The organism is Acinetobacter pittii (assembly GCF_022449185.1).
GTDB classification, from domain to species: domain Bacteria; phylum Pseudomonadota; class Gammaproteobacteria; order Pseudomonadales; family Moraxellaceae; genus Acinetobacter; species Acinetobacter pittii_I.
Genome location: NZ_JAKUKO010000001.1, coordinates 1,116,593 through 1,142,243 on the forward strand (window position 1 = coordinate 1,116,593; position 25,651 = coordinate 1,142,243).

Genomic DNA, 25,651 nt, shown 5'->3' on the forward strand with positions numbered 1-25,651 from the left:
GTATACAAAAAAATGGCTAAAAAGGCAGGATGTTAATAAATGAAACATTAGTGGTTATTTTTTAATCAAAAATATAATCAATCTGTTACTTTGTAGAGTTAAATATCCAAAAGAGTTGAAATGTATAAATAACTATGAAATGAACTTTAACTACAAAAGCAGCAGGCCATCCTCGCCTACTGCTTTTGGTTAGTTCTTTTTGTTGCGCTGATAATGTTTATTTTTCTTTGTTCCATTTACCGCTAGTAGAACCTGCCTATTCTTATAATATCCTGCAGGCGCTCACATACCAGAAATCAACTCATCTTTTTTAACACCATTGTTATTGGAGTCTCTGGTATAACTTTAAATCGCCTAAAACTTAGCATTAAAGTAGTAGACGTTAAACTTAATTACTAGAACATTCCTCAATTTTCAATATGCATAATGATAATCATTTGCATTTAATAATTCAAGTTTATTTTATTCTTTTTTTTAATTTATTAAGGAATACCTATGATTTATAGATATTCCCTATCTCACTTCATATTAATAATTAAATGTATAACTGAGGCCGTAAGTACGTCCTTCAGCTGGTATACTTTCTACAAGACCATATACTTTTTCTGCTTGTTGACTATAGACAGTTCGATAGTCTCTATTCCAAACATTATATACACCAAAATCTATACGTCCTTTCCAAGCTGGAAAATGAGCCAAAACATCCATCGTGCTATAGCCTTTAATTTTTACAGCTGAAAGTGAACCATCTTTTACTGCTTCATTTGTACCTTTTATAGCAAGAATTTGCATACGAGCACCATATCCCTCATCACTGTTCCACTCGGCAAAAACAGTACCTTTGATTGGTGAGACTTGAAAAGCATTCAACTCTTTCCATTTACCATCCGTATCTTTATATTGACCTCGCGTATAACCCAGTGTTCCCCCAACTTTAAACTCTTCCATAAATGGGTAGGTCGCCGTTAGTTCAGCACCATATACACGTTGGTCTTTGTCCATAACCTCAGCAACAGTTTCTTTATTACTGTTCTTGTAGAATTGAACAACTTTATCTGAGGTATTATAGAAACCCGTTATACCTAGATTTAGGCTTTGCTCCCCTTGTAAACGCCAGCCTAGTTCATAGCTGTTTACACTAATAGGTTGGATATTCGCTGTTGAGATATTAAATGCATCACGCATCATCCGTTGTACATCTGGAAAGCTAAAACCTTGAGAGAAATTAGCAAATATTTGCTGCTCATCTGTTAATTTATATATCGCTCCCAAATTGAATAAAACAGCATCGTCATTTACAGATCCGCTTGGCTGTATGCCATTTTTAGTCGAGTACTGTTCTGTTTCAGCTTTGATATATTGGTAACGAGTACCAGCCTGGACATTCATACGGTCTGTTAAAGCGTAATCACCTTGTATAAAAATGCCAGCACTTTGAATTGTTGTATTTGGACCGGCATCGGAAGTTTTACCTGTAGGTTTATAGGTCAAACCTGTATTAAACGCTGTGAAATGCTCATAATGTTGATGATCTTTTTCATGTTCATAATCTAAACCATAAGTTAGATTAAGATCACGATTCATAATATTTAAATCACTTTGTACTGTTGAACGCAGACCAGCTACTTCGATTTCAGATTGAGATTGCTTTGCTTCTGTACCTTCCCCTCCTAAAAAGACTGGAAAGAAACGAGCATCTTCTTTACGGTAATATCCTTCTAAATTTAAGACCTGACCTAAAATATCTTTATTTTGGTATTGAGTGTTGAATACATAGCGCTCTGTAAAAGGCTGATTAGATATTTCTAAACCCTTTTTCCCAATATATGAGTTAGGCGCTCCTCCATAAATATAATTTTTCCCATAATCAGGACCATAATTCGTATCTTGTTCATCCTTATAATACTGTGCACCCAAACTTAGTGATTGGTTATCAGTTAAATCTATATTTATACGACTATTAATATCAATTGTATCAGTATCAGGACGGCTACCTTGCATAGGTGCTATAGCAATACTATCACCATGGCTATCGAACTGAGATCCGCGACTAGTGAAATTAGCCCCTAAGAAACCATTTATATTATCTTTATTAAATGAAATAGATTGGCCAATTTCATAAGCTAGACTATCACTTCGAAATGTATCGGAAGACGTAATACCAAGTTTAGTTTCAAAACTTACTGGTTTAGTCGAATCAGCACGTTTCGTAATAATATTAATAATCCCGCCGGTAGAACCTGATCCATAAATACTTGTAGCTCCTGAAAGAACTTCAATACGTTCAATCATGCCTGGACTAATACTATTTAGCTGCCGAGCAACATCGCGTGATCCATTTTGTGATACGCCGTCAATCATAATCATGACATCACGACCACGCATTGTTTGCCCATAGTTGGTAGTCGTTCCACTACTTACCCCAAGTGATGGAACCAACTGAGCCAGTATATCGGCAATTTTTCGTCCAGCAGTTGCCTGTTGTTCAATTTGCTGCTTTTCAATCGTTTGAACTGTGCCTGCAATTTCAGCAATATTTTTGGGCGTCCTTGTCGCCGTCACTATAATTTTTTGCAATTGAGCTACAGGCTTTTGTGTCGGTTGATTATTAAGGGCTGCCTTTTCAATATTTGTATTTGCATAAATTTGCTGCGCAAATATTGCTGCTAGAGCAATACAACAAGGTTTTAATTTAAAATACCGTGATTCAGCACACATCAGATGATTTGAGTTAGCCCCAACCTTTTTGTATTGATGCATTTTCCCTTTCTCCAAACCCAAAAGTTATTAGATAGTTATAAGGCTCGGAATAATACTAAATATAAATAATAATGAGAATTGTTTTTATTAAAAAACTTGATTTAATACTACCTATCTTAAAATTAGTTAATTTAATGAGATAAGAAAAAGATTTATTTTACTCATCAAGTACATCAACAAATTGAGCATTTAAGAGTTGTGCTAGATCTTTCGGGTTTAAGCCAATATCTAGTCCCCGTTTTCCTCCACTCACATAGATTTTGCTGAACTCTTGTGCAGATGCATCAATAACGGTTTTTAAGCGCTTCTTTTGACCTAACGGACTAATCCCTCCGACCAAATATCCTGTTAAACGTTCAGCGTCTTTAGGATTAGCCATTTGCAATTTTTTACAGCCAAACGCCATAGCTACTTTTTTTAAATTTAATTGGTGATTAACTGGCAATACTGCAACAAAAAAATTCTTATCATCGCTAACCATCAATGTTTTGAATACTTCCCTTACATCTAAATTTAGTTTTTCTGCTGCTTCTAATCCAAAACTTTTAGCATTTGAATCATGTTCATATTCATGAATAGAAAATTCGATTTTATTACTTTTTAACAGTCTACATGCAGGAGTCATAATAAGTAGTGTTATAGATGAAATTATTTGGATTATAGTTTTTTTAGAAAATTTTTTAAATTTGCTTAGGCTATTTACAAGAATTACATAAAAAATCAAACAGCAACTGAATAAAAAATAATCTCAACTTGATATTCATGGCTCGACTCCATATATTTTATTTAGATTTAAGTCTGAGCTGACAATTTTATGAGTTATAAACACAACAATCTGATGGCTATGCGTCACCGTTTTTGGGATGAATCTTCAGATTATGTCTTAAATGAAAAGCAGTTTTTACAGCAGACGTTAATTGAACAAGGCATCTTTAATAACGCAACACTCGAGGATGTTAAGTATTTTTTCTATACCTTACCCAGCATTATTATTGTAAAAGCTCATGCACTTGGTTTTATGCATGATTCAGTCAAACAAATGTTATTACAGCATATTCAGTCCAATCGCTTTCACTTAATGCAGAAGTCTGAATTGAAGATCCAATTTAAAATGTAATTTAAGTTTTTGTGAAAGATCCGTTTTTACCCTAGTTTTACTCACCTGAACGCTGTAAGTTTCTTAAATTTTAAAATTGCTTAGGCTATTTTAAAGTTAATGAAATAAAGATAGCCATTTCGACTGATCATTCAGTCTGAGAGAACTATTTTAATACGCTCAAAACATGTAATATTCGTTACAATTTTAGATCACCAGCGTTTGGCTGCATGATGCGCATAGGATTCTATTTTCATGTCAAATCAGAAAGATAAGCTTAAGAGTTTAAAAACTTCTTCCATGGATCGACGCTTATCAATCGCGAAAGCTTCTTTACTTGCAGGAACACGTTGGGCAACTGCAAGTGCCTCTTCTTTATTTTCTAATGAGGAAGAAAAAGAAAAGAAACGCAAAAAAGCGATGAGCGAGCAAGCTAATTATCTGGTTTCTGAAATAGGTAAACTTAAGGGTTCTATTGTTAAGATTGGCCAAATGATGGCCCTTTATGGTGAACATTTTTTACCTGAAGAAATTACACAAGCATTAAACACCTTAAATAACCAGACAGTTGCTTTAGATTGGCCTGCAATTAAGCCACACCTTCAAGAGCAATTGGGCGCTAAATTAAATGATTTAACAATTGATCATGAGCCAATTGGTACGGCCTCTCTCGCGCAAGTACACCGTGCAACGCGTAAATCAGATGGCTTAGAGTTAGTTTTAAAAATTCAATATCCGGGCGTTGCAAATGCTATTGACTCCGATATGAGCTTGTTTAAAAACATGCTTAAACTGACACGTATGGTTCCACAAACCCGTGAATTTGATCAGTGGTTTGATGAAGTACGTGAAATGATGCATCGTGAAGTTGACTATGATGTTGAAGCTGCCACTACTCGTCGCTTTGGTGAACGCTTAAAAGATGATGAGCGCTATATTGTTCCTACAATTGTAGATGAATATTGCACAAATCAAGTGCTCTGCATGACTTTTGAACGTGGTGTGCCAATTAATAGCCCTGTGATGTTGTCATTACCTCAAGAACGTCGTAATCAACTCGGTGAAGCGTCATTAGAGATTGCGGTTCGTGAAATTTTTGAATGGGGTGAAATGCAAACTGACCCTAACTTTGGTAATTACCTTGTTCGTTTAGGTAATGGCCAAGACATTCAAGACAAAATTGTATTATTAGATTTTGGTGCTATTCGCCAGTTTGATGAACACTTGCTATCAGTTGCCCGTCAACTCATTCAGGCAGGTTATCAACATAATAAAGATGCAATGGTCAAAGCCATGACTGGTTACGAGTTCTTTGATGCGATGCCTGAAAGTATTAAACCAGGTATGGCTGATGTCTTTTTACTTGCAACAGAAGCATTCAGTACTCCTGCAAATAACCCAGATATGCCCGCTGGTCTTATGGATGAACACGAACGTTATGACTGGAAGAAAAGCCAGCTTCATAGCCGTGTTATGCAACAAGCTAGTAAATCAATGGCTTCACGTTATTTTTCAGTTCCGCCAAAAGAGTTTATGTTTATTAGCCGTAAATTCATTGGAGCCTACACATTTATGACGGTTATTGATGCAAAAACCAATGTGCGACGTATGATTCGTAACTTTGCTTGATTTAATGAAAGACTAGAATGATTCCATGTCATTCTAGTCAATCCTTCTCGGCTCCCCAACATTACAATTATTTTAAATAAATAAAATCAAAAACTTATAATTTTCTTATTTTCTATTTACCATTTATCTACTCATTTTTCGAATGTCAGTAACGACATAGTTTTTTAATATAAGGCGTGTCAGCATAAAACAATAACAATGTGTTAGGACACCATAATCATGACAAGTATGATCAATAAAGCTCAGGGTTTGGGTTTATCGCTGATCACAAGATTGGCTGGAAGCGATGTACTTGATCAACTCAAGTTGCGTAAATTTGTTGAAAAATCTCTTTATCAAGGTTCAAAAGCTGGCTTTAGAGCATTAACGCAGACTCAAAAAGCATTTAAGCCCAAGCAAATCTCTCAACAACGTTTACCTCGCCAACAAAAAAATTTATTTGATTTAAGTTTAACCGAAGAACAACAAATGACTTCTGAAGCAATGTCTCAATTTGCTCAAGAGGTTTTATTGGGGTTAGCTCATGATGCCGATCAGGAAGCTCAGTTTCCTGAAACTCTTTGGCAATATGTTGAAGATTTAGGACTTAACTATTATGCACTTCCAGAAGCACTCGGTGGAGTAGCAGCCGAACAAAATATCGTTAGTAACTTATTAATTGCTGAAAAACTAGCTGAAGGTGATTTTAGTCTTACAGCAGGATTACTCAGTACATTTAGCGTTATTAATGCAATCACACGTTGGGGTTCTGCTGAAGTTCAGTCGATGTACCTACCATGTTTTGCAGAAGACTCAGACATTACAGCAACTTTTGCTGTTCAAGAAACAACTCCAGCATTTAATCCTTATGTTTTAAAAACAAAAGCATCACTTGAAAACGATCAATATTTTATCGATGGTGAAAAAACATTAGTGATTTTAGGCGATTTAGCTGATGTATTTTTAGTAAGTGCAGACTTTAACGGCAAGCCAGACGTATTCGTCGTGCAGTGTAATGAAACAATTTCAATAAAAAATACTCCGGCCATGGGTCTTAAAGCGACAGAAACAGCAACTCTTCGCTTTAATCACACTCCTGCTCTACGTTTAGGTGCAACAGATTTTGATTACACAGCCTTTGTAGATTTAGGCAACTTAATGTGGTGTGCAATGGCTGTGGGTACATGTGAAGCTGTAAAAGCTTACTGTATTAAATATGCCAATGAACGAACTGCATTCGGTGAACCTATTTCACATCGTCAAAGTGTCGCTTTCATGATTGCAGATATGGCAATTGAAATTGATGCAATGCGTATGTTGATTTTAAATGCAGCAAGCCTTGCAGAGTCAGGCAAGCCATTTCACCGCGAAGCTTACTTAGCTCATCTACTTTGTGCTGAAAAATCCATGAAAATTGGTACAGACGGTGTGCAAATTCTTGGTGGACATGGTTTCACAAAAGAACATCCCGTTGAACGTTGGTACCGCGATTTACGGGCTACTGCAATTTTACAATCTGGCTTACATGCTTAAAAGATCAATCAGAGGATACTTTAATGAATTTACAAAATCCTAAAAAATTCAAAATGATGATTGATCAGGCACATGATGTTGCGATCAATGTTTTACGCCCTATTTCTCGCAAATATGATAAAGCTGAACATGCATATCCAAAAGAACTTGATATGCTTGCCTCCCTCGTTGATGGCATGAATGAAGGTGGTGAAGGAATTAATGCGGGTGCTGCGGGTGCTGGAAAACGTGGTGATACAGACAATGAAGGTGTTCGTAACGGAACCAACATGTCGACCGCTCTTGGAATTATTGAGATGTGTTATGGCGATACAGGCTTATTACTGAGTATGCCTCGTCAGGGTCTTGGAAACTCGGCAATTGCTGCTGTCGCAAATGATGAGCAATTAGAACGGTTCAAAGGAACATGGGCAGCAATGGCCATCACCGAACCGGGTTGTGGCTCCGACTCTGCCGCTATCCGTACCACGGCAACCAAAGATGGCAATGACTATATTCTAAATGGTGAAAAGATTTTTGTGACCTCAGGTGAACGAGCAGACTCAGTCGTGGTTTGGGCTACACTTGATCGCAAACTTGGCCGTGCAGCAATTAAATCATTTGTCGTACCTAAAGGTACGCCTGGCATGAAGGTCGAACGCCTCGAACATAAATTGGGAATTAAAGCTTCAGATACAGCCGTGATTAGTTTTATTGACTGCCGTGTACCAGCAGAGAACCTTTTGGGTAATGCCGAAGTGGATGTTGCTAAAGGTTTCGCTGGAGTAATGGAAACTTTTGACAATACACGCCCTCTAGTTGCAGCAATGGCAATCGGTTGTGCGAAAGCTTCACTAGAGCGTATTAAAGAGATTTTTAAAGATCAGCTTGATCCTGACTACTCGACTCCCTATTTGCATGCTTCTAACCTTGCAGCACAAATCTACCGTATGGAGGCTGAATGGGAAGCTGCTCGTCTGCTCATGTTAAAAGCAACATGGATGGCTGATAACAAAAAGCCAAATTCTAAAGAAGCTTCTATTGCAAAAGCAAAAGCAGGTCGTGTTGGTAACGAGATCACTTTAAAATGTGTCGAGTTAGCAGCAAGTGTTGGCTATAACGAAGATGAACTACTTGAGAAATGGGCACGTGATTCAAAGATTCTTGATATTTTTGAAGGTACTCAGCAAATTCAACAATTAATTATTGCGCGTCGTGAGCTTGGTAAATCTTCCAGTGAATTAAAATAAAAAAGACGCAAGAGAATCTAAACTCTCTTGCTTCATAACTCTAAGATTTATCTAAAAGATAAAACCCTCTAATCACATGATTAGAGGGTTTGGTATTTCAGGAATATATATTATTTATTCAATTTTTATGCTTCTAATGATTTATCTACTGCACCAAATTTTTTGAAGATTTTTGCACGTCGTTTTGGTGAAATATTCGCTTTGTTCAAATCACCTTTATAGTGATCAAAAACTCGCTTATCCATTATTTTGAACCACAACGAAGGAATTAACGCAGGTAATAACATACTTGCATAACCACTTGGTAATTCTGGCGCCTCATCAAAATGACGTAATGCTTGGAATGGACGAGTCGGATAAGCATGATGATCTGAGTGACGCTGCAACTGGTACAGAAATAAGTTTGTTACTACGTTGTTATTGTTCCAGCTATGCTCTGGCATTGTGCGCTCATATTGACCATTTTCTTTTTTCTGACGCAGTAAGCCATAATGTTCAATATAGTTAATAATTTCAAAAAGACTAATGCCATAAAATGCTTGTGTCGCTAAATATGGAATTGTACTTTTACCAAAAATTCCCACCATAGAAGCATGAAAAGCAGCACTCATTCCCCAGCCTTGTAATAATTCATTATCTGCTGACCAGAACTCTTTTCCTTTACGTTTTAAACGATTTTTCTCGATTTCAATTGCAGACTTAAAAGAACCTACAACTGTACGTGGCCAGAACTCATAAAATGTTTCGCCCATACGTGAAGAAGCTGGATCTTCAGGAGTTGCTGCACGTTTATGGTGTCCATAAGGATGTTCGATACGGAAATGGTTATAACCTGTAGGAACTAAAGCAAGATGAGATAAAATATGATCAATACGATCATGCTTATGACTTAATTCATGGGCTGTATTAATCGCAATACCATTAATCGCCCCCATTGAAACACCGAGCAAAATTTTATCAATGAATGACGTAGTTTTACGGCTTGTTAAATAACATGCATAAACATTTGCAGCATATTGTAATGGGATAAAGCTCTTCACTAACCGTGAATAATACGGATCTTTTTCAAGAAGCTTAATTTCTTCGTCGGTTGGATTACGTGCATCTTTACCAATAATCGTATCAATTGCAGGAATCACAACGTGTAATAAAAGTGGGCCACCTAAAGCAAATACTTTCTTTAATGGGCGTGGACCAAAATGGTATCCAGCTAAAATACCTAAACCAATTACAGGTAGAGCCGGACTAATCATCCATAAATAGCGCTTACGATCTATCTCACGCATAGACGCTGGCACTGGCATAAGTTCTTGCTGAACATTTACTGGTGCATTCATAGTCATATTTCCTTTTTCTATATATCTATATAGTTAAAGAAATAGTACTTACTTAACAGTAGTAACCGTCCAAAAAACCTATTTCAAAGTCTTTGGCATTTTCTTCCACTTTTTTGTCCTAAAAACACATGTTGATCTATTCTTATAGCTCACTATAATTTTATTAAAATAATGATTGATCATTTAAAGATGGATGCACTAAGTAAATTTTTTGATGATATTCACCTTAATAAGTCTGAATACATCTATTTAAAAGCACAAGGAGAATGGGCTTTTAAAACACAAGATCAATCTGCTTTACTTGCCTATATTGTTTTAACTGGTTCAGTATATATTCAACTTAATGCGTCAGAAAAAATAATTGCGACAGCTGGTGATATTATTTTAATTCCTTCTGGAAAGGCACATAATGCCACCGACTCAAAATCAACAGCAACTAAATTAGTAGATTCATTAGATATTACTTCGCTTTTTAACGGTCATAGACAAGACGCAATTGAATTTGGTACCTCCTCTCCTAATAAAACCTTATTACTGTGTTTGCGCTGTCAGATTGATACTCATATGGCAGGCCCTTTGATTAATGCATTGCCTTCGATCATGCATATTCAACACGAAAATCAAACCAACCCACCAGAATGGCTACAAATTGGGCTTTATTTTTTAGCAATTGAAACTCAAAAAATCAGGCCGGGACATGACAAAATTATTGATCATTTAGTCAGTATTCTTCTCATTGAGTGCATCCGTGATCACGTTCAACAAATGACAGATCAACAAAACTGGCTAAGTGCGTTAACCCATCCTGAATTAAGTAATGCCCTATCTGCTATTCACAGCCAACCAGAAGTCGCTTGGACAGTTGAGTCTTTAGCAGAACAATGCTGTATGTCACGGTCCAAATTCGCAAATCTATTTAATAGTATTATTGGGGAACCACCTCTAACTTATTTGCAACATTACCGTTTTCGTTTAGCAAGTCAGTACTTACGCACAAGTAATTTTTCAATTCAGCAAATATCAAACAAAGTCGGCTATTCATCCGAGACTGCTTTTAGTCAGGCCTTTAAAAGAATTTTTGATTTATCACCTAAACAATATCGACAGCAATATATCGAACATCATCTCGATTAATAGAAAATAAAAAAAGCGCCGAAGCGCTTTTTTTATTTGATCAAATTATTATTTAATTTTTGCATGTGATTTTAAATATTGGCTGTAATCTTCCAATATTTGTTGACCACGAGATTGACGATAAAGTTGTTTTAGCTGTTGTAATTGATCAGCAGGAATAGCATTAGCGGCTGATGAATTTACATTTGAAACTGCAACGACTACCAGTTCATTTGGCAAGTTTGCTGTTGTAACAGACCACATACCCGGTTTAGGGGTAGCTAAGCTAAATGCAGCACGTTCAATTTCGCGTTTTAAACCTTGTGATCGAGTAAACACACCAGCTGACTCAAATGCGACTTTGTTTTTAGCAACCACTTGGTCTGCTGGTTGAGTTTTAAACTCAGTCAACATAGTAGCAATTTTTGCTTGAGCTGCTTTACGCGCTTTTGCATCGATAACTTTGGCTTTTGCTTCATTCATCGCTTGCGCTAATGGTTTTACACCAGCTGCGTGGTAATCACGCACTTTAACCCATACCGTATCACCATTTGCTAATTGGATATTAGATGATGCATTACGGTCACCATTTTTCACATCATCATTAAATAGCTTAATTTTGACACTTGGATCACTTAAATATGGGTTTTGAGTTGCTAAAGTTACACCATTCAATGATTCAACTTTTGCACCTTTTACTTCTTGTACCACAGCTTCTAAAGAATCATTACCAACAATAGTTTCATTCAAACTGTTTACGGCATCTGAATAAACAGTAGCAACTTTATTCTTTTCAACCTCAGCCGTTAAACGCGCTTTCTCAGCTTCAAATGAAGGGATTTGGTTAGCTTGAGTTTCTGCTTCAATAATATGATAACCATATTGTGTTTTTACTGGCTGCGAAACTTGTCCATTCTTCAAACTTAAAACAGTTTTATCAAATGCATCCGAGAAAACACCTGGTGCATATGCTTCAACTAAACCACCTTTTGCTTTTGAACTAGGATCTTCAGAGAATTGCGATGCAGCTTGTGCAAACGAAAGACCACCCTGAATTTTCGCATAAACTTCTTTTGCAAGTTTTTGAGCGGCTGCATCATCACGAGCATCAGTAGTAATTAAAATATGCTTTACAGTTCGTTTAGCATCTTTTTTCTGAGTTTCAACAAACTTTGCATAAGCTTGCTGAAGTTCAGCTTCAGTTGCAGGAGCTGGTTTAGCCATCATTGATGGAGATAAGACAACATAATCAACATCAACCGAAGCCTGTTGCTTAAATTCATTTTGATGCTTGTTATAGTAATCTGTAGCTTCTTGATTAGATGCAGTTAAACCTGTTTTGTAAGCATCTAATTTAATACTAGCTAAATGTAACGTACGTTGTTCAGTTTGCAAATTCGCAATTTGCATTAGATCAACTTTGCTTACTAAAGAGTAATCAGCAAAGGTTGACGTTAACATTTTCAAAGCATGATCTTGACGTAGGCTTGCTATTAAACCCTGACTCGTCATACCAATAGAACGTAAGTAATTTTCATAAAGTTTTTGTGAGAATTGACCATTCTCTTGCAAACTAGGCTGCTGAGCTAACATTTGCTCAATTTGAGCATCACTCAAAGAGATACCTAATTTTTCTGCTTGCTGTATTAATAGATTACGTGACACTAAAATATCGAGTGCCTTAGCCTGAATGACAGGCAAGTTAAGTAAACTTTCATCCCCTTTAACAGCAGCTAAATATTGTTCTTTGTAAGACTGAGTTAAAGTTTCAAGGTCTTTTTTAGATATTTCTTGGCCGTTTACTGTCTTTGCAACATCAGCCTTGTTTCCCCTATTAAAATATCCTTCAATACCTACAAGTGCTAAAGGGGTCAAAAACAAAATTAGAAGGACTTTGCCAAGCCAACCCTTAATGACTGTACGAAACGATTCCATAAGTATTCCAATATTTTATTTCGAGGAGAATTTTAACTGAAAAACCACAATCAATGAATGAGCAATATTGGTCAATTCAGATTTTTAATAAAAAACGCGCCTATATTGGCGCGTTTATTCATCTTAAGAGATTAAGCTACTGAATCTTTAAGACCTTTACCAGCTTTGAAGCTTGGTACTTTAGTTGCTTTAATTTGAAGCTCTTCACCAGTTTTTGGATTACGGCCAGTACGTGCAGCACGCTCTTTAACACTGAAAGTACCAAAACCTACTAAAGTTACTGTGTCACCTTTTTTTAGTGCTTCAGTAATTGACGCAATTGTCGCATCGAGTGCCTTGCCTGCATCAGTCTTAGATACTCCCCCTTTTTCAGCAATTGCATCGATTAATTCTGATTTATTCATGAATAAAACATCCTCTTAATATCGTTTGTTTAAGGTCCAAGGCTATAGTTTAAAAGGCCATGACGCCTTTATAGCAATGCTTTAGGGGAAAACGCAATACTAGAGCAGGGCTTTTAGCAAAAATAAATGCTAAAAAACTGTTATATATTTGCTAAATCCCAACATTTTTTTACTTTTTATTCAATTTTGCTTTCAACTGTTGATTTTCTTCTATTAAAGCATCCACCTTAATATGTAGTTGCACGAGCAACTGTTCAATGTGCTGCAAATCCTTCGGCGTCACCAATCCAATACGGTTTAAAGAGTGATTAACACTCGTATCAAGAATCTTTTCTACTCTATCTTTTGTTTCAGATACAGATTCTTTTGCTTTTTCTGTGACCCTGCCAACAGTATTGTCTGCCAAGTCTCCAGTTTTTGATTCTAGCTCCTCACCCACTTTAACCAAAGAATCAAAGAGCTTATTTCCCTCTTCTTCCGCACGTGAAAAAGCACCAAGTCCTGCTAGCCAAATTTGCTTAGTATACTTCCTAAAATCTAAAGCTGATTTTCTTGAACTTTTTGATTTTAATTTATTTTTTTCTTCCGACTCTTCTATCTGGGTATCTATATTTGCATTATCCATTAATCTAAACTCCTAATCAGATGAGAGAAATGATGACTGATTTGACCACAAAATATTTCTATAATATCAAAGTAAAGACTTGATCCATTTACAAAACTGTTCTACAAAGCAAATAAGTCTTGTAAATATATTTAACACGACATTGTGTTAAGTTTGGGATAGGATGTCCCATTCTTCGGTTAATTGCTATTTCTAAGGATAAACTTTTATGAGTGAAACGCAACAAAGACAAAAACATCCGCGTCTGTTGCTGAATATTGTTCTAATTATTTTAGAAACTTTTTTTTCATTTATTCTCACCCACGATGGTGCCCTTCGCTTGCAAGCGAAAAAGTTTATTTTGAACAAAACAACGATTCGTATTAATAGCTATTTACCTTTCTTTGACTTTTATGTTCAATTTACAGAAAAGGGTTTGTTGTTCGATATCCATTCTTTTGACCGACGTATTGATCTTGAGATCAATAGTACGCTTATCGATTTAATTAAAATTTTTGGCTTTTCTAACCAACGCAGTCTTAAAAATATGCGTATTGATGGTGATGAGGAAACGAAAAAGGAACTTCTAGATTTAATTTCTCATTTAACTCTTCCAAAATTGCTAGTTGACTGGAAACAGTGGTTTAACACTTCAGATGATGAAGCTGAAACCCTTGCTTCACGTAAACGGATCGCTCCATTACTTGAGAAAATTGATCAACAAAGATCAGAGATCAACTCCCTTCACGTGGAAATTAAACAGTATCAAAATCGAATTACTCGCTTACAACGACGTCAACGAAATATTAACTTCTCCTTTGGTATAATTAGCCTAATATTTATTGTTTATTTCATATATAATTTGTGGGTTGCCTAATTTATTTTTCTATTTTGTTCCTACACTTGAATTAAAAATAAAAAAACTTGACTATTTTAGTCGGGATTCATAAAATCCTATTATCTAGTCTTAACATGTGTATCGAATCATGCGCCTTACAACTCGCGGTCGCTACGCAGTGACTGCTCTACTTGATTTAGCTTTGCAGCCAACTGAACAAACGATCACGCTCGCCGAAATTGCCGCACGCCAATCCATTTCAGTTGCTTATTTAGAACAGTTATTCGCAAAACTTAAGCGTCATGGGTTAGTTTCTAGTGTTCGTGGTGCAAATGGTGGTTATCATTTGGCTCGAAATGCTGATGAAATTACTGTGTTAGAAATTATCGAAGCTGTAAATGAAACGGTTGATGCAACACGTTGTGACCATAAAGGTAACTGCCAAAATGGTGCAATGTGTCTCACTCATGATTTATGGCAAGAACTCTCTCATCATATTGCCGACTATTTAGCAAAAATCTCTCTTGCCGACCTCATTAGCCGAGACAACGTTCAAACTGTTGCATTACGCCAAAATGTGACTGGCACAGATTCAGCTCTTTTATCGGGTACAGGTATTTGATATGAAACGTCCAATTTATCTTGATTACGCAGCAACCACTCCAGTAGATCCGCAAGTTGCAGAACGTATGATGGAGTGTTTAACTTTCGACGGTACCTTTGGTAATGCTGCGTCTCGTTCGCACGCTTATGGCTGGCAGGCAGAAGAAAAAGTTGAATATGCACGTGAGCAAGTAGCAAATTTAATTAAAGCTGATCCACGTGAAATCGTTTGGACTTCTGGTGCAACTGAATCAGATAACCTTGCCCTTAAAGGTGTAGCTCAATTCTATGCATCTAAAGGCAAACATATCATTACAAGTAAAATTGAACACAAAGCTGTTCTAGATCCTTGTCGTGAATTAGAAGAACAAGGCTTTGAAATTACTTATTTAGAGCCAGAACCACAAACAGGTTTAATCACTCCTGAAATGGTTAAGGCTGCCCTTCGCCCAGATACTATTCTTGTTTCTCTTATGATGGTAAACAATGAAATTGGTACAGTTACAGATGTAGCAGCGATTGGTGAATTAACACGTGCCAACAAAACATTTTTCCACGTAGATGCAGCGCAAGCAGCTGGTAAAGTTGATATCGACTTATCTACGATGAAAATTGACCTTATGAGTTTCTCTGCTCATAAAATTTATGGTCCAAAAGGTATCGGCGCATTATATGTACGTCGTAGCCCGCGTGTTCGTCTAAAAGCACAAATTCATGGTGGTGGTCATGAGCGTGGTATGCGTTCTGGTACTTTGGCTACTCACCAAATCGTTGGTATGGGTGAAGCTTTTGAAATTGCAGGCAAAACAATGCATGCAGAACAAGAGCGTCTCCGTAAACTTCGTGACAAACTTTGGAACGGTTTACAAGATCTTGAACAAGTGTTCTTAAATGGTCACCCAACTCAAAACGTTGCAAACTATTTAAATGTTAGCTTCAACTTTGTTGAAGGTGAATCTTTAATGATGTCGCTTAAAGATGCTGCAGTATCAAGTGGTTCTGCTTGTACTTCTGCAACTTTAGAGCCTTCATATGTTCTTCGCGCATTAGGTTTATCTGATGAGCTAGCACACAGTTCAATCCGCTTTAGTTTTGGTAAATACACAACTGAAGAAGACATTGACCACGTGCTTACAATTACCAAAGCCGCTGTTGAGAAATTACGTGAACTTTCTCCGCTTTGGGATATGTACAAAGAAGGTATCGATCTTTCTACAGTTGAATGGGCAGAACACTAATTATTGAAATTAGTGTTTTAACCCTCATATTAATATTAGGCTGACCCCGAGGTTTGGAGAAGCGAAATGGCTTATAGCGAAAAGGTAATTGATCATTACGAAAACCCACGTAATGTTGGTGTTTTAGATAAAAACTCTGAAAATGTTGGTACAGGCATGGTGGGTGCACCTGCATGTGGCGACGTGATGCGTTTGCAAATTCAGGTAAATGATAGTGGTGTGATTGAAGAAGCACGCTTCAAAACTTATGGTTGTGGTTCTGCAATTGCATCAAGCTCACTTGTAACTGAATGGTTAAAAGGTAAGACTCTTGATGAAGCTCAAGCGATTAAAAATATTGATATCGCAACTGAGCTTGCTCTTCCTCCAGTAAAAGTTCACTGCTCTGTACTAGCTGAAGATGCAATTAAAGCTGCGATTGATGATTACCGCAGTAAAAAATCTAAAGCTTAATTTGTTACCATTGTAAACGTTGGAGTTTTCATGATTCATTTAACTGAAAATGCTGCGACTCATATTAGCAATTACCTTAAAAATCGAGGTAAGGGTGAAGGCATTCGCGTGGGTGTGAAAACTTCTGGTTGTTCTGGGTTGGCTTATGTTCTCGAATTTGTTGATTCTGTCGATGAACATGACCAAGTTTTCGAACAATTTGGCGTTAAGGTTTTTGTAGATCCAAAAAGTCTTGTCTATTTAGAAGGCTTAGAAATGGACTACGTAAAGAATGGCCTTAACGAAGGGTTCGAATTTAACAATCCCAACAAAAAAGGTGAATGTGGTTGCGGTGAGTCTTTCACTGTATAACTCCCTCTTCTCCTTCCATCCTTTTCATTAAAACAGTGACTTTTTATAGCACTGTTTTAATGTATTTAATTAACGTGGACCTCCTTTCTAATGAATCATTTTGAGTTGTTCAATTTACCCGTAGAACTCGATATCGATTTGGCGAGCTTAAAATCTAGTTTCTTAAGTTTGCAACAGCAATATCACCCAGATAAAGCAGAAGATAAAGATCAGGCATTGATCAAATCAAGTGAAATCAATCAAGCTTTTAAAGTACTTTCGCAAGTAGATAGCCGCGCCGCTTATCTATTAGCGTTAAAAAAGCAAGATCACCACCTTGATCAGTCCATTAGCGATTTTGAGTTCCTACAATCAGCTCTAGAGCTTCGTGAGCAACTTGATGAAGCAACTTCACAAGAGCATTTAAGCACTCTTAAACAAGAAGTTTTTCAGTGGATTGAGGGCTTAGTTCGCGAATTTAAAATTGACTACTCAGATGAAGATTGGGGTGAAGCTCGAGATACTGTACGTAAATTACGTTTCTTTCAGCGCGTTCTTAACGATATTGAAAAAGCAGAAGATCAACTGTTGGATGATGAAGACAACTTTGATTTAGACGATGATTTTTAATTTGCTTTTTCCAATTTATATTCAAAGGATTTAACTCATGGCACTTTTGCAAATTGCTGAACCGGGTCAATCCAGTGCCCCACATGAACACCGCATTGCGATTGGTATCGACCTAGGAACAACACATTCTTTAGTTGCGACAGTGTTATCAGGCAAACCAAAAGTCCTTAACGACGAAAAAGAAAGAAGACTTCTTCCTTCTATTGTGCATTATGGAAATGATGTCACTCATTATGGTGAAGAAGCAAAACCTTTCATTATTGCTGATCCAAAAAATACAATTGTTTCTGTAAAGCGCTTCATGGGACGTTCAAAAGCAGATATTAAATTTCAACACCCGTATGAATTAGTGGGTTCTGAAAATGAGATGCCAGCTTTCGAGACACGTTCTGGCCGCAAAACACCTGTTGAAATTTCAGCTGAAATTTTAAAACAACTAAAAGAACGTGCTGAATCTAGCTTACAAAACCCAGTAAATGGAGCCGTAATTACTGTTCCAGCTTATTTTGATGAAGCACAACGCCAAGCAACCCGCGATGCTGCACAACTGGCTGGTTTGAATGTATTACGTCTATTAAATGAGCCAACTGCTGCTGCTGTGGCTTATGGTTTAGATCAAGAAACGAATTTAGCTACAGATCATAACTATGTGATTTATGATCTAGGTGGTGGTACTTTCGACGTATCAATCCTACGTTTTTCACAAGGTGTCTTTGAAGTATTAGCTACAGGTGGTCATACTGCTTTAGGCGGTGATGATTTAGATCGTCTCATTGTTAAGTGGGCTAAAAAACAATTAAATATTGATACGCTAAGTGATGAAAACTATGCAGTATTTATTGTTGCTGCTCGCCAAGCAAAAGAACAACTCTCTACACAAGAATCCGTTCAGTTAAAACTACTTGAAAATGTACTAACACTTGATCGCTCAACCTTTGAGAGCATTATTCAAGTTGCTTTAGATAAAACAATCAGTGTTTGCAAACGCGTTTTACGTGATGCAAAACTTGAGTTATCAGATATTCAAAATGTTGTTTTAGTAGGTGGTTCTACCCGTTCGTATGCTGTTCAGCAAGCAGTTCGCAATGTATTTAACCAAGAACCACTTTGCACAATTAATCCTGATGAAGTAGTAGCGGTTGGTGCTTCTATTACAGCCAATCAATTAATTGGAAACAGCCAAGACGGCTCACTACTTTTAGATGTTACTCCTCTTTCTCTTGGCTTAGAAACCATGGGTGGATTAGTAGAGCGTCTTATTTCACGTAATACTGCTATTCCAGTTGCTCGCCGCCAAGAGTTTACTACTTATCAAGATGGCCAAACTGCCATGCTGATTCATGTAGTTCAAGGTGAAAGAGATTTAGTCGAACACTGTCGATCATTAGGAAGATTCGTTCTTCATGGCATTCCTCCAATGACTGCTGGTCAAGCACGTATTGAAGTTACCTTTCAGGTAGATGCAGACGGCTTGCTTACTGTTTCAGCTCGTGAAACAACTTCAGGCGTACAAGCTCAAATTGATATTAAACCATCTTATGGTTTATCAGAGTCTGACACTGAACGCTTGCTAATTGAAGGTTTCCAACATGCAGAAGAAGACAAAAATCTGCGTCATTTAAAAGAAACCAAAGTTGAGGCACAACGCGAGCTTGAAGCATTAGAACAAGCTTTGAAAGTGGATGCTGATTTACTCAATAATGAACAGCTCGAAGCACTTAAAGCCGCTGAAAACTCGCTTAAAGTACAACTTGAAGACAATGATATTCAAGCAATTGAAAAAGCTGTAGAACAACTTAAAGTACATAGTGATGCTTTTGCTGCACTACGTATGAATCGACATATTGACCACGCCTTAAAAGGTACAAAACTTGAAGATTGGTCAAATTCAAACTAAAGGTATAGGTGATCAATATGCCCCGCATTAAAGTACTTCCTCACGCTCAATTTTGTCCTGAAGGTGCAGAATTTGAAGTTGAACAAAATGCAAATCTTTGCCAAAGTTTGCTTGATCGAGGAATTAAAATCGAACACGCATGTGATATGTCATGTGCTTGCACTACCTGTCACGTAGTAGTTCGTAAAGGTTTTGATAGCTTAGAAGAAATGGATGATGTTGAAGCAGATCTTTTAGATCGCGCTTGGGGTCTTGAACCAGATTCTCGCCTTTCATGCCAAGTAAAAGTTGTGAATGAAGATTTAGAAATCGAGATTCCTAAATATACAATTAACCATGCTTCAGAAAATCATTAATCGTGTTAATAAAAAAGCTGCTTTTAAAGCAGCTTTTTTTATATTTTATAAACTCTAAACTTGATCTTGCTGGTCTATTTCTAAAGGCTTAACTTCATCTTCAAGTCTTAACTGCGCTATACCTTGAGTATTCACTAAAGTTTGTTGAACTTTAATTCGTTGAATCATTTTCTCAAGCACTTCTACTAATTCAGGATATTCATAGTTTTGTACTTCTTCTAGGTTAAGTACCAAGTGAAAGCCTTTATACTCATAATCAAACCATTGCTGATGATCCGATTTATTGCCTGTATATTTCTCCATCACTTGCCATGTCTTTACGGCACCTTGAATACCTTTTAGATAAATCGGTGTTTTAGGTGCGCACAGGAAATCACTTTTGATTAATTGATAAGTATCATCTGAAATTAAGATTTCATCTATTTCAGCAGCATATTGCAGACGAGCCGCTAAATTCACATCACGACCTACAATCGTATAAGCCATACGATGTGTTGCCCCATAATTTCCTACGTGGCAATAACCAGTACTAATGCCCATTCGGATATGCAATGCTGAGTAACCCATTTTTTTCCAACGCTCGCGCAACAATTTCATTTGCTGACGCATAGCGATTGCCATTTCTACACAGGCTTTGGCATCAATTCGGATCACCAAAAAATATGAGGATGGCATCACCCATAAATTTATCGACTGTGGCTTCATACTGTTTAGCGATTTCCGTCATATGACTTAAATAATCATTAAGCAAGAATGCTAAATCATCTGGAATTAAAGTTTCTGATAACTCTGTAAAACCCTGAATATCAGAAAAAAACACAGTCATTTTTTTACGCTTATATTCAATCTTTGCTTCAGCCTCACCGCGCATAATAGATTGCCATAACTGTAATGGCGCATAACGACTTAATTGATTAGCAAAAGCAATATAGCGGGTCATTTGATCATAGTAATGTTGACGCTGCTGACTGATTTTTTTAACCCAACGATGCTGGTAGTAGTTTCCAATGGTAATAAACATAACCAAGCCAAGAAGTGTAATTACAGTCAACTCTTGGCTAGTAGGCTCAAAATATGTATAAAAACCAAATAAAAAGAAAGTACTTAAATAAAAAATAATCACGCCTAACAAGCTAGTCAAACAAATGACTGCGAAAGAAATACGACTATTAATTGCTGAATAAAATAATGCAAAAAGTGCAATAAATGTAGGCACCAAATTAAGATGCAGACCTGCTAAGGTAACTGCTACAACAATTGCATCGATTGCAAAGAAAACACTTTTTTGAGTTTTTTTATCGAACTGGTACTGAAGCCAGTGTTCTAACTTCGAACTAATAAAAAGCAGAAATAGGAAAAAAGGTGGAACATAGATCTGATAATTTGTATTAGGTGAGGTAAAAGCATAGATCACTAAAATTAATGACAGAATTGAATATCCCATCAAACGATGAAAATATGCAAACTGCTTAGGCTCTCTATCGATAAACCTCTCTAATTGCACCCTATCCTCCACACCTCAATGTAGCCACATTCATATAAATGTGGCATTGCATTGATTTAGTCCATGCGCCAATCAAATGGCATATCACCTTGACCACGTAACGCAAGCATAAGAGTTTGACGCATATGAGCCAGCACATCATTTGTATAAGGAACCGCAGGTGTCCCCCATACTGGTTTAGGCCATGCAACATCATTTTGATAACGTACAACATGATGGAAATGCAATTGAGGGACCATATTCCCCAAAGCGGCAACATTCATTTTATCAGCACGGAATACGCGAGATAACTGGCTAGATAACCAACTTGATTCACGTAAAAACTGTTCTTGGTCAGCTTGGCTCAACTCATATAATTCTGTGATTCCCGGCACACGAGGGATTAAAATCAGCCAAGGGAATTGCATATCATTCATTAAACGACATGTTGAAAGCGGAAAATCGCCTACAAAAAAAGTATCTTGAGCAAGTTGTGGATGCAAACTAAACATATCTTTTATAAATGACAATAAACAATAATGGCTAATACTATCACATCAGTTTTGATGTGAGTATTGCTAGTGTCTGGTTTGATTACAAATAACAATGATTTTATGCACTTATTCCCCCAATAGACCGAGAAATCGTGCATAAAATTCTGTTATCAACATACAAAGGATTTGTATAGAATAAAAATCACTTTAAAACACTATTTAAGCATGTAATTCATTCAATAATTTCGCTAATAAATCATTAATAAATTGGATTCGTTTTTCCTGCTCTTCAAGCTGAACCATAACCTTTAAACGTTGACCACCTTCCATACGATAATAGGTTGGATGCTTTTGCATGAGTTGAATAATACTGATGGCCTGAACAGGTGTATCAGGCGAGAATTCAATATTGCCGCCTTGAGTATTAATATCGATTTTAGTAATCCCTAACTGTTCAGCTTTCAGTCGAATTTGGTGAACACTAAATAAGTGTTTAACTGATTGCGGTGGAACCCCAAAACGGTCAATAAGCTCCATACGGATGTTGTCGAGCTTTTCTTGGGTATCTGTATTACTAATACGCTTATAGAATAATAAACGCTGATGCACGTCACCTAGGTACTCATCTGGAATAAGAGCAGGTATGTGTAAATTAATTTCTGCTGTTAATGATAAAGGTGCATCAAAATTCGGCGTTTTCCCTTGCTGAATCGCTTTAGTAGCTTTTTCCAGCATTTCCATATATAGGCTATATCCAATTGCCTGCATTGAACCACTTTGCTGCTCACCTAAAAGCTCACCGGCACCTCGAATTTCTAAATCTTCTGTAGCCAGCATGAAACCAGCACCAAGAGTTGAAGCACGTTGGATTGCATCAAGGCGTTTTTCAGCATCACCTTTTAAATGCTTTATCGAAGAAACCAATAAGTAGGCATAAGCTTGGTGGTGTGAGCGCCCTACACGGCCACGTAATTGGTGTAATTGAGCTAAACCAAGTTTGTCAGCCCTTTCTATTAAAATAGTGTTGGCATTTGGAACATCAATTCCAGTTTCAATAATGGTTGAACATACCAATACATTGTATTCTTTGTGATAGAATTGTTGCATGACTTGCTCAAGTTCTCTTTCCCTCATTTGTCCGTGTGCGACTGCTACACGAGCTTCAGGAACAAGCACGCGAATATTTTCAGCTGCTCTCTCAATCGTATCAACTTCATTGTGTAAGAAATATACTTGGCCACCACGTAGTAACTCACGCAAGATCGCTTCTTTAATAGACGCTTCGGTATGTTCTTGTACAAAGGTTTTAACAGCTAAACGACGGGCTGGCGGTGTAGCAATGATAGATAAATCACGCATTCCCGAAAAAGCCATATTAAGCGTACGAGGAATTGGTGTAGCTGTAAGCGTTAACATATCTACATCTGCACGTAATGCTTTAATACGCTCTTTATCACGCACCCCAAAACGGTGTTCTTCATCGACCACCATTAAGCCTAGATCTTTAAACTGCACATTTTCTTGTAAAAGTTTATGGGTGCCCACCACAATATCGACTTTACCTTCAGCAAGATCTTCAATATTTTTCGTATGGGTTTTATTTGAACCAAAGCGTGATAATACTTCAATACGAACAGGCCAGTCAGCAAAGCGGTCTTTAAAAGACTCATAATGCTGTTGAGCAAGCAATGTCGTCGGTACTAAAACAGCGACCTGTTTGCCATTTTGCACCGCAACAAATGCTGCTCGCATTGCAACTTCTGTTTTACCAAAACCAACGTCCCCACAAACAAGTCGATCCATCGGTTTAGCTTGTTGCATATCATAAAGTGTCGCTTCAATAGCATTGGCTTGATCAAGTGTTTCTTCATACGCAAATCCACTCGCAAATTGCATATAAAGTGACTGATCGACTTCAAAACCAAAGCCAGGTTTTGACTGACGACGTGCTTGTATATGTAGCAACTCTGCTGCAACATCATGAATTTGTTCTAAAGCTTTACGTTTAGCCTTACTCCACGCGTCAGTTCCAATTTTATGTAATGGTGCTAAATCTGGATCTCCGCCACTATAGCGACTAATGAGATGCAAGTTAGTCACAGGCACGTAAACTTTTGCCTCTTCAGCATAGTCTAGTTGCAAGAATTCATAATCTTGCCCTTCAATTGCCAAAGTAATTAATCCAGCATAACGCCCGACACCATGATCGATATGAACAACAGGAGCACCTATGCTTAATTCGGTCAAACTACGAATTAGGAATTCTTCTGAAACTTCTTGCTGACGTTTACGACGACGTTGGACTACCCGATGCTCATACAACTGATTTTCTGAAATAACAGACAATTGATCGGTTAAAAGCAACCCACGGTCTAATGGTGCATTCGTAATAGCAATCGCAAACTGACTTTTCTGGAATTGCTCAAAACTATCTACGCTAGGAATATCTCCCAGACTAGCACGCAAGCCATCTCTTAAACTTTCACGTCGACCAGCACTTTCTGCAACCAATAAAACAGGATGATTTGCTTCATCAATATATTTTTTAACTACGGCAAATGGTTTGTCTTTTTTCGGATCAACTGGCAACTTAGGTGGTTGCTCAACCTTAAGATTTAGAGCCCCAGCTTTTTCTTCAACTGCTTCAGCGCTCACAAGCATACGTGGGAACTGATTTAAAGCACTTAGTAAGTTATTTGGTGCAATAAATAACTCATCAGGTGGGAGAATTGGCTGGTCTGCGTTATGGCGTCTATCTTCATAGCGACGAAAAACTTCTTTCCAAAAACTGGTTAAATCAATATCTATATCATTATTTGTAATTACAATGCAATTCTTTGGAAAGTACGTTGTAAGTGTACTTTGAGATTGCATGTGAGTTTTATCAAAAAATAACGGTAAATAAAACTCAATTCCCGGAGATGCGATCCCATCAAGAACATCTTGGTAAATTGGGTTTTTCTTAGGATTTGCGGTGGGAAAAAGTTCAGAATAACGGTCTCTAAAAATTGAACGAGCTTCTTTTAATGGGAACTCTTTTGCTGGTAAGACGGTAAAACTTTTTAAAGTAGTTGTTGTTCTTTGTGTTTCTGGATCAAAGAATTTTAAAGTATCAATTTCATCATCAAATAGGTCAATACGGATAGGTGCATCCTGACCAGATGCAAAAATATCCATAATGCTGCCACGTACAGCAAACTCACCATGGTCGTAAACTGTGTCTACTAAATGATATCCAGCTTGTACTAAACGTAGCTTCTGTTGTTCTAAATCAAATTTTTGCCCCACACGTATATCGAAATGCTCACCTAAAACCCAAGAATATGGTGCAACTCTTTGAGCTAAAGTGCTTGCTGAAATGAGCAATACACCTTTTTGCGGCATATTGGATAATATCGCGAGTCGTTCTGAAACAATATCTTGATGAGGTGACAAGCGGTCATACGGCAAAATTTCCCAATCAGGGAAAATTGTCGGTTTTATGCCATAAAATTCAAGTTCACTTTCTAACTGAGCAACATGTTGGTTATTTCGAGCCACCACCACGAGCAAAGATGAATGCTGAACAGCAATTTCTTTGAATAATAATGCAGCAGATGAACCTAATAACGACCCTACCCAACGCTTTTCACCGGCTTTGAGCTGTTGTAAATTCAATTGAGAGATTTCTTGTTGAAACATGTATATGGCTTTTATCAGCTAATAAGATA

The 25,651-nt window shown here is 37.2% G+C and carries 21 protein-coding genes and 1 pseudogene; 13 read left to right on the forward strand and 9 right to left on the reverse strand.

The features are described 5' to 3' along the window. Nucleotides 1-528 precede the first annotated feature (528 nt). Together MKX14_RS05175 and ybaK are read right to left on the reverse strand one after the other, a co-directional pair. Complete coding sequence (locus MKX14_RS05175; protein WP_240281949.1) at nucleotides 529-2,760, reverse strand: TonB-dependent receptor; 2,232 nt, start codon at nucleotides 2,758-2,760, stop codon at nucleotides 529-531. 157 nt (nucleotides 2,761-2,917) lie between these two features. Then, on the reverse strand, nucleotides 2,918-3,385 hold the full coding sequence (gene ybaK / locus MKX14_RS05180; protein WP_005069426.1) for a Cys-tRNA(Pro) deacylase: 468 nt from the start codon (nucleotides 3,383-3,385) through the stop codon (nucleotides 2,918-2,920). A gap of 189 nt (nucleotides 3,386-3,574) precedes the next feature. Here ybaK and MKX14_RS05185 point away from each other — a divergent pair, with 189 nt between their 5' ends. The 4 genes from MKX14_RS05185 to acadM all read left to right on the forward strand — a co-directional run bounded on the left by MKX14_RS05185 (nucleotide 3,575) and on the right by acadM (nucleotide 8,226). Next, nucleotides 3,575-3,877 carry a hypothetical protein gene (locus MKX14_RS05185; RefSeq protein ID WP_057070759.1) on the forward strand — a complete coding sequence of 101 codons (303 nt, stop codon included), beginning with the start codon at nucleotides 3,575-3,577 and terminating at the stop codon, nucleotides 3,875-3,877. Nucleotides 3,878-4,111: 234 nt separating this feature from the next. After that, nucleotides 4,112-5,485, forward strand: coding sequence for an ABC1 kinase family protein (locus tag MKX14_RS05190; RefSeq protein ID WP_017386866.1), 1,374 nt, complete (start codon nucleotides 4,112-4,114; stop codon nucleotides 5,483-5,485). Nucleotides 5,486-5,713: 228 nt separating this feature from the next. After that, complete coding sequence (locus tag MKX14_RS05195) at nucleotides 5,714-6,997, forward strand: acyl-CoA dehydrogenase family protein (protein WP_240282024.1); 1,284 nt, start codon at nucleotides 5,714-5,716, stop codon at nucleotides 6,995-6,997. Nucleotides 6,998-7,020: 23 nt separating this feature from the next. Then, nucleotides 7,021-8,226: an acyl-CoA dehydrogenase family protein gene (gene acadM / locus MKX14_RS05200; RefSeq protein ID WP_240281950.1), complete on the forward strand. Its 1,206-nt coding sequence runs from the start codon at nucleotides 7,021-7,023 to the stop codon at nucleotides 8,224-8,226. 125 nt (nucleotides 8,227-8,351) lie between these two features. Here acadM and alkM read toward each other — a convergent pair whose 3' ends face one another. Continuing rightward, entirely contained in the window at nucleotides 8,352-9,563 is a 1,212-nt protein-coding gene (alkM, locus tag MKX14_RS05205) for an alkane 1-monooxygenase (protein ID WP_005076204.1), read from the reverse strand. A gap of 189 nt (nucleotides 9,564-9,752) precedes the next feature. Between alkM and araC the strand changes: the two genes are divergently transcribed. Next, the gene (gene araC / locus MKX14_RS05210) at nucleotides 9,753-10,697 is read left to right on the forward strand and encodes an AraC family transcriptional regulator (RefSeq protein ID WP_025469672.1); all 945 of its coding nucleotides are present in this window, start codon (nucleotides 9,753-9,755) and stop codon (nucleotides 10,695-10,697) included. Between the two features lie 48 nt (nucleotides 10,698-10,745). Here araC and ppiD read toward each other — a convergent pair whose 3' ends face one another. The 3 genes from ppiD to MKX14_RS05225 form a co-directional block, all read right to left on the reverse strand. After that, nucleotides 10,746-12,611 carry a SurA N-terminal domain-containing protein gene (gene ppiD / locus MKX14_RS05215; RefSeq protein WP_240281951.1) on the reverse strand — a complete coding sequence of 622 codons (1,866 nt, stop codon included), beginning with the start codon at nucleotides 12,609-12,611 and terminating at the stop codon, nucleotides 10,746-10,748. A gap of 131 nt (nucleotides 12,612-12,742) precedes the next feature. Next, nucleotides 12,743-13,015, reverse strand: coding sequence for an HU family DNA-binding protein (gene hup / locus MKX14_RS05220; RefSeq protein WP_001043034.1), 273 nt, complete (start codon nucleotides 13,013-13,015; stop codon nucleotides 12,743-12,745). A 169-nt stretch (nucleotides 13,016-13,184) separates the two neighbouring features. Further along, nucleotides 13,185-13,640, reverse strand: a complete 456-nt coding sequence (locus MKX14_RS05225; RefSeq protein WP_046812624.1) for a phasin family protein — start codon at nucleotides 13,638-13,640, stop codon at nucleotides 13,185-13,187. A gap of 208 nt (nucleotides 13,641-13,848) precedes the next feature. Here MKX14_RS05225 and MKX14_RS05230 point away from each other — a divergent pair, with 208 nt between their 5' ends. From MKX14_RS05230 to fdx, 8 genes are all read left to right on the forward strand, one after another. Continuing rightward, nucleotides 13,849-14,496: a hypothetical protein gene (locus MKX14_RS05230; protein WP_005076210.1), complete on the forward strand. Its 648-nt coding sequence runs from the start codon at nucleotides 13,849-13,851 to the stop codon at nucleotides 14,494-14,496. A 109-nt stretch (nucleotides 14,497-14,605) separates the two neighbouring features. Next, complete coding sequence (locus MKX14_RS05235; protein ID WP_002117915.1) at nucleotides 14,606-15,079, forward strand: Rrf2 family transcriptional regulator; 474 nt, start codon at nucleotides 14,606-14,608, stop codon at nucleotides 15,077-15,079. A gap of 1 nt (nucleotide 15,080) precedes the next feature. Beyond that, on the forward strand, nucleotides 15,081-16,298 hold the full coding sequence (gene iscS / locus MKX14_RS05240) for an IscS subfamily cysteine desulfurase (protein WP_002117998.1): 1,218 nt from the start codon (nucleotides 15,081-15,083) through the stop codon (nucleotides 16,296-16,298). 66 nt (nucleotides 16,299-16,364) lie between these two features. Beyond that, nucleotides 16,365-16,751 (forward strand): Fe-S cluster assembly scaffold IscU, encoded by a 387-nt coding sequence (iscU, locus tag MKX14_RS05245; RefSeq protein ID WP_002117907.1) that lies wholly within the window; start codon nucleotides 16,365-16,367, stop codon nucleotides 16,749-16,751. A 30-nt stretch (nucleotides 16,752-16,781) separates the two neighbouring features. Then, complete coding sequence (iscA, locus tag MKX14_RS05250) at nucleotides 16,782-17,102, forward strand: iron-sulfur cluster assembly protein IscA (RefSeq protein ID WP_002117986.1); 321 nt, start codon at nucleotides 16,782-16,784, stop codon at nucleotides 17,100-17,102. A gap of 90 nt (nucleotides 17,103-17,192) precedes the next feature. Then, nucleotides 17,193-17,711, forward strand: coding sequence for a Fe-S protein assembly co-chaperone HscB (gene hscB / locus MKX14_RS05255; RefSeq protein ID WP_005076214.1), 519 nt, complete (start codon nucleotides 17,193-17,195; stop codon nucleotides 17,709-17,711). A gap of 37 nt (nucleotides 17,712-17,748) precedes the next feature. Continuing rightward, the gene (gene hscA, locus MKX14_RS05260; RefSeq protein ID WP_240281952.1) at nucleotides 17,749-19,608 is read left to right on the forward strand and encodes a Fe-S protein assembly chaperone HscA; all 1,860 of its coding nucleotides are present in this window, start codon (nucleotides 17,749-17,751) and stop codon (nucleotides 19,606-19,608) included. Between the two features lie 17 nt (nucleotides 19,609-19,625). Continuing rightward, nucleotides 19,626-19,964: an ISC system 2Fe-2S type ferredoxin gene (fdx, locus tag MKX14_RS05265; RefSeq protein ID WP_075382904.1), complete on the forward strand. Its 339-nt coding sequence runs from the start codon at nucleotides 19,626-19,628 to the stop codon at nucleotides 19,962-19,964. Nucleotides 19,965-20,018: 54 nt separating this feature from the next. On the opposite strand, the pseudogene cyaA reads toward fdx, so the two are convergent. From cyaA to mfd, 3 genes and pseudogenes are all read right to left on the reverse strand, one after another. Continuing rightward, nucleotides 20,019-21,468: pseudogene (gene cyaA / locus MKX14_RS05270) on the reverse strand (adenylate/guanylate cyclase domain-containing protein). A gap of 56 nt (nucleotides 21,469-21,524) precedes the next feature. Then, nucleotides 21,525-21,959 (reverse strand): HIT domain-containing protein, encoded by a 435-nt coding sequence (locus tag MKX14_RS05275; protein ID WP_002117900.1) that lies wholly within the window; start codon nucleotides 21,957-21,959, stop codon nucleotides 21,525-21,527. Between the two features lie 201 nt (nucleotides 21,960-22,160). After that, nucleotides 22,161-25,622, reverse strand: a complete 3,462-nt coding sequence (mfd, locus tag MKX14_RS05280) for a transcription-repair coupling factor (protein WP_240281953.1) — start codon at nucleotides 25,620-25,622, stop codon at nucleotides 22,161-22,163. Between the last annotated feature and the right edge of the window lie 29 nt (nucleotides 25,623-25,651).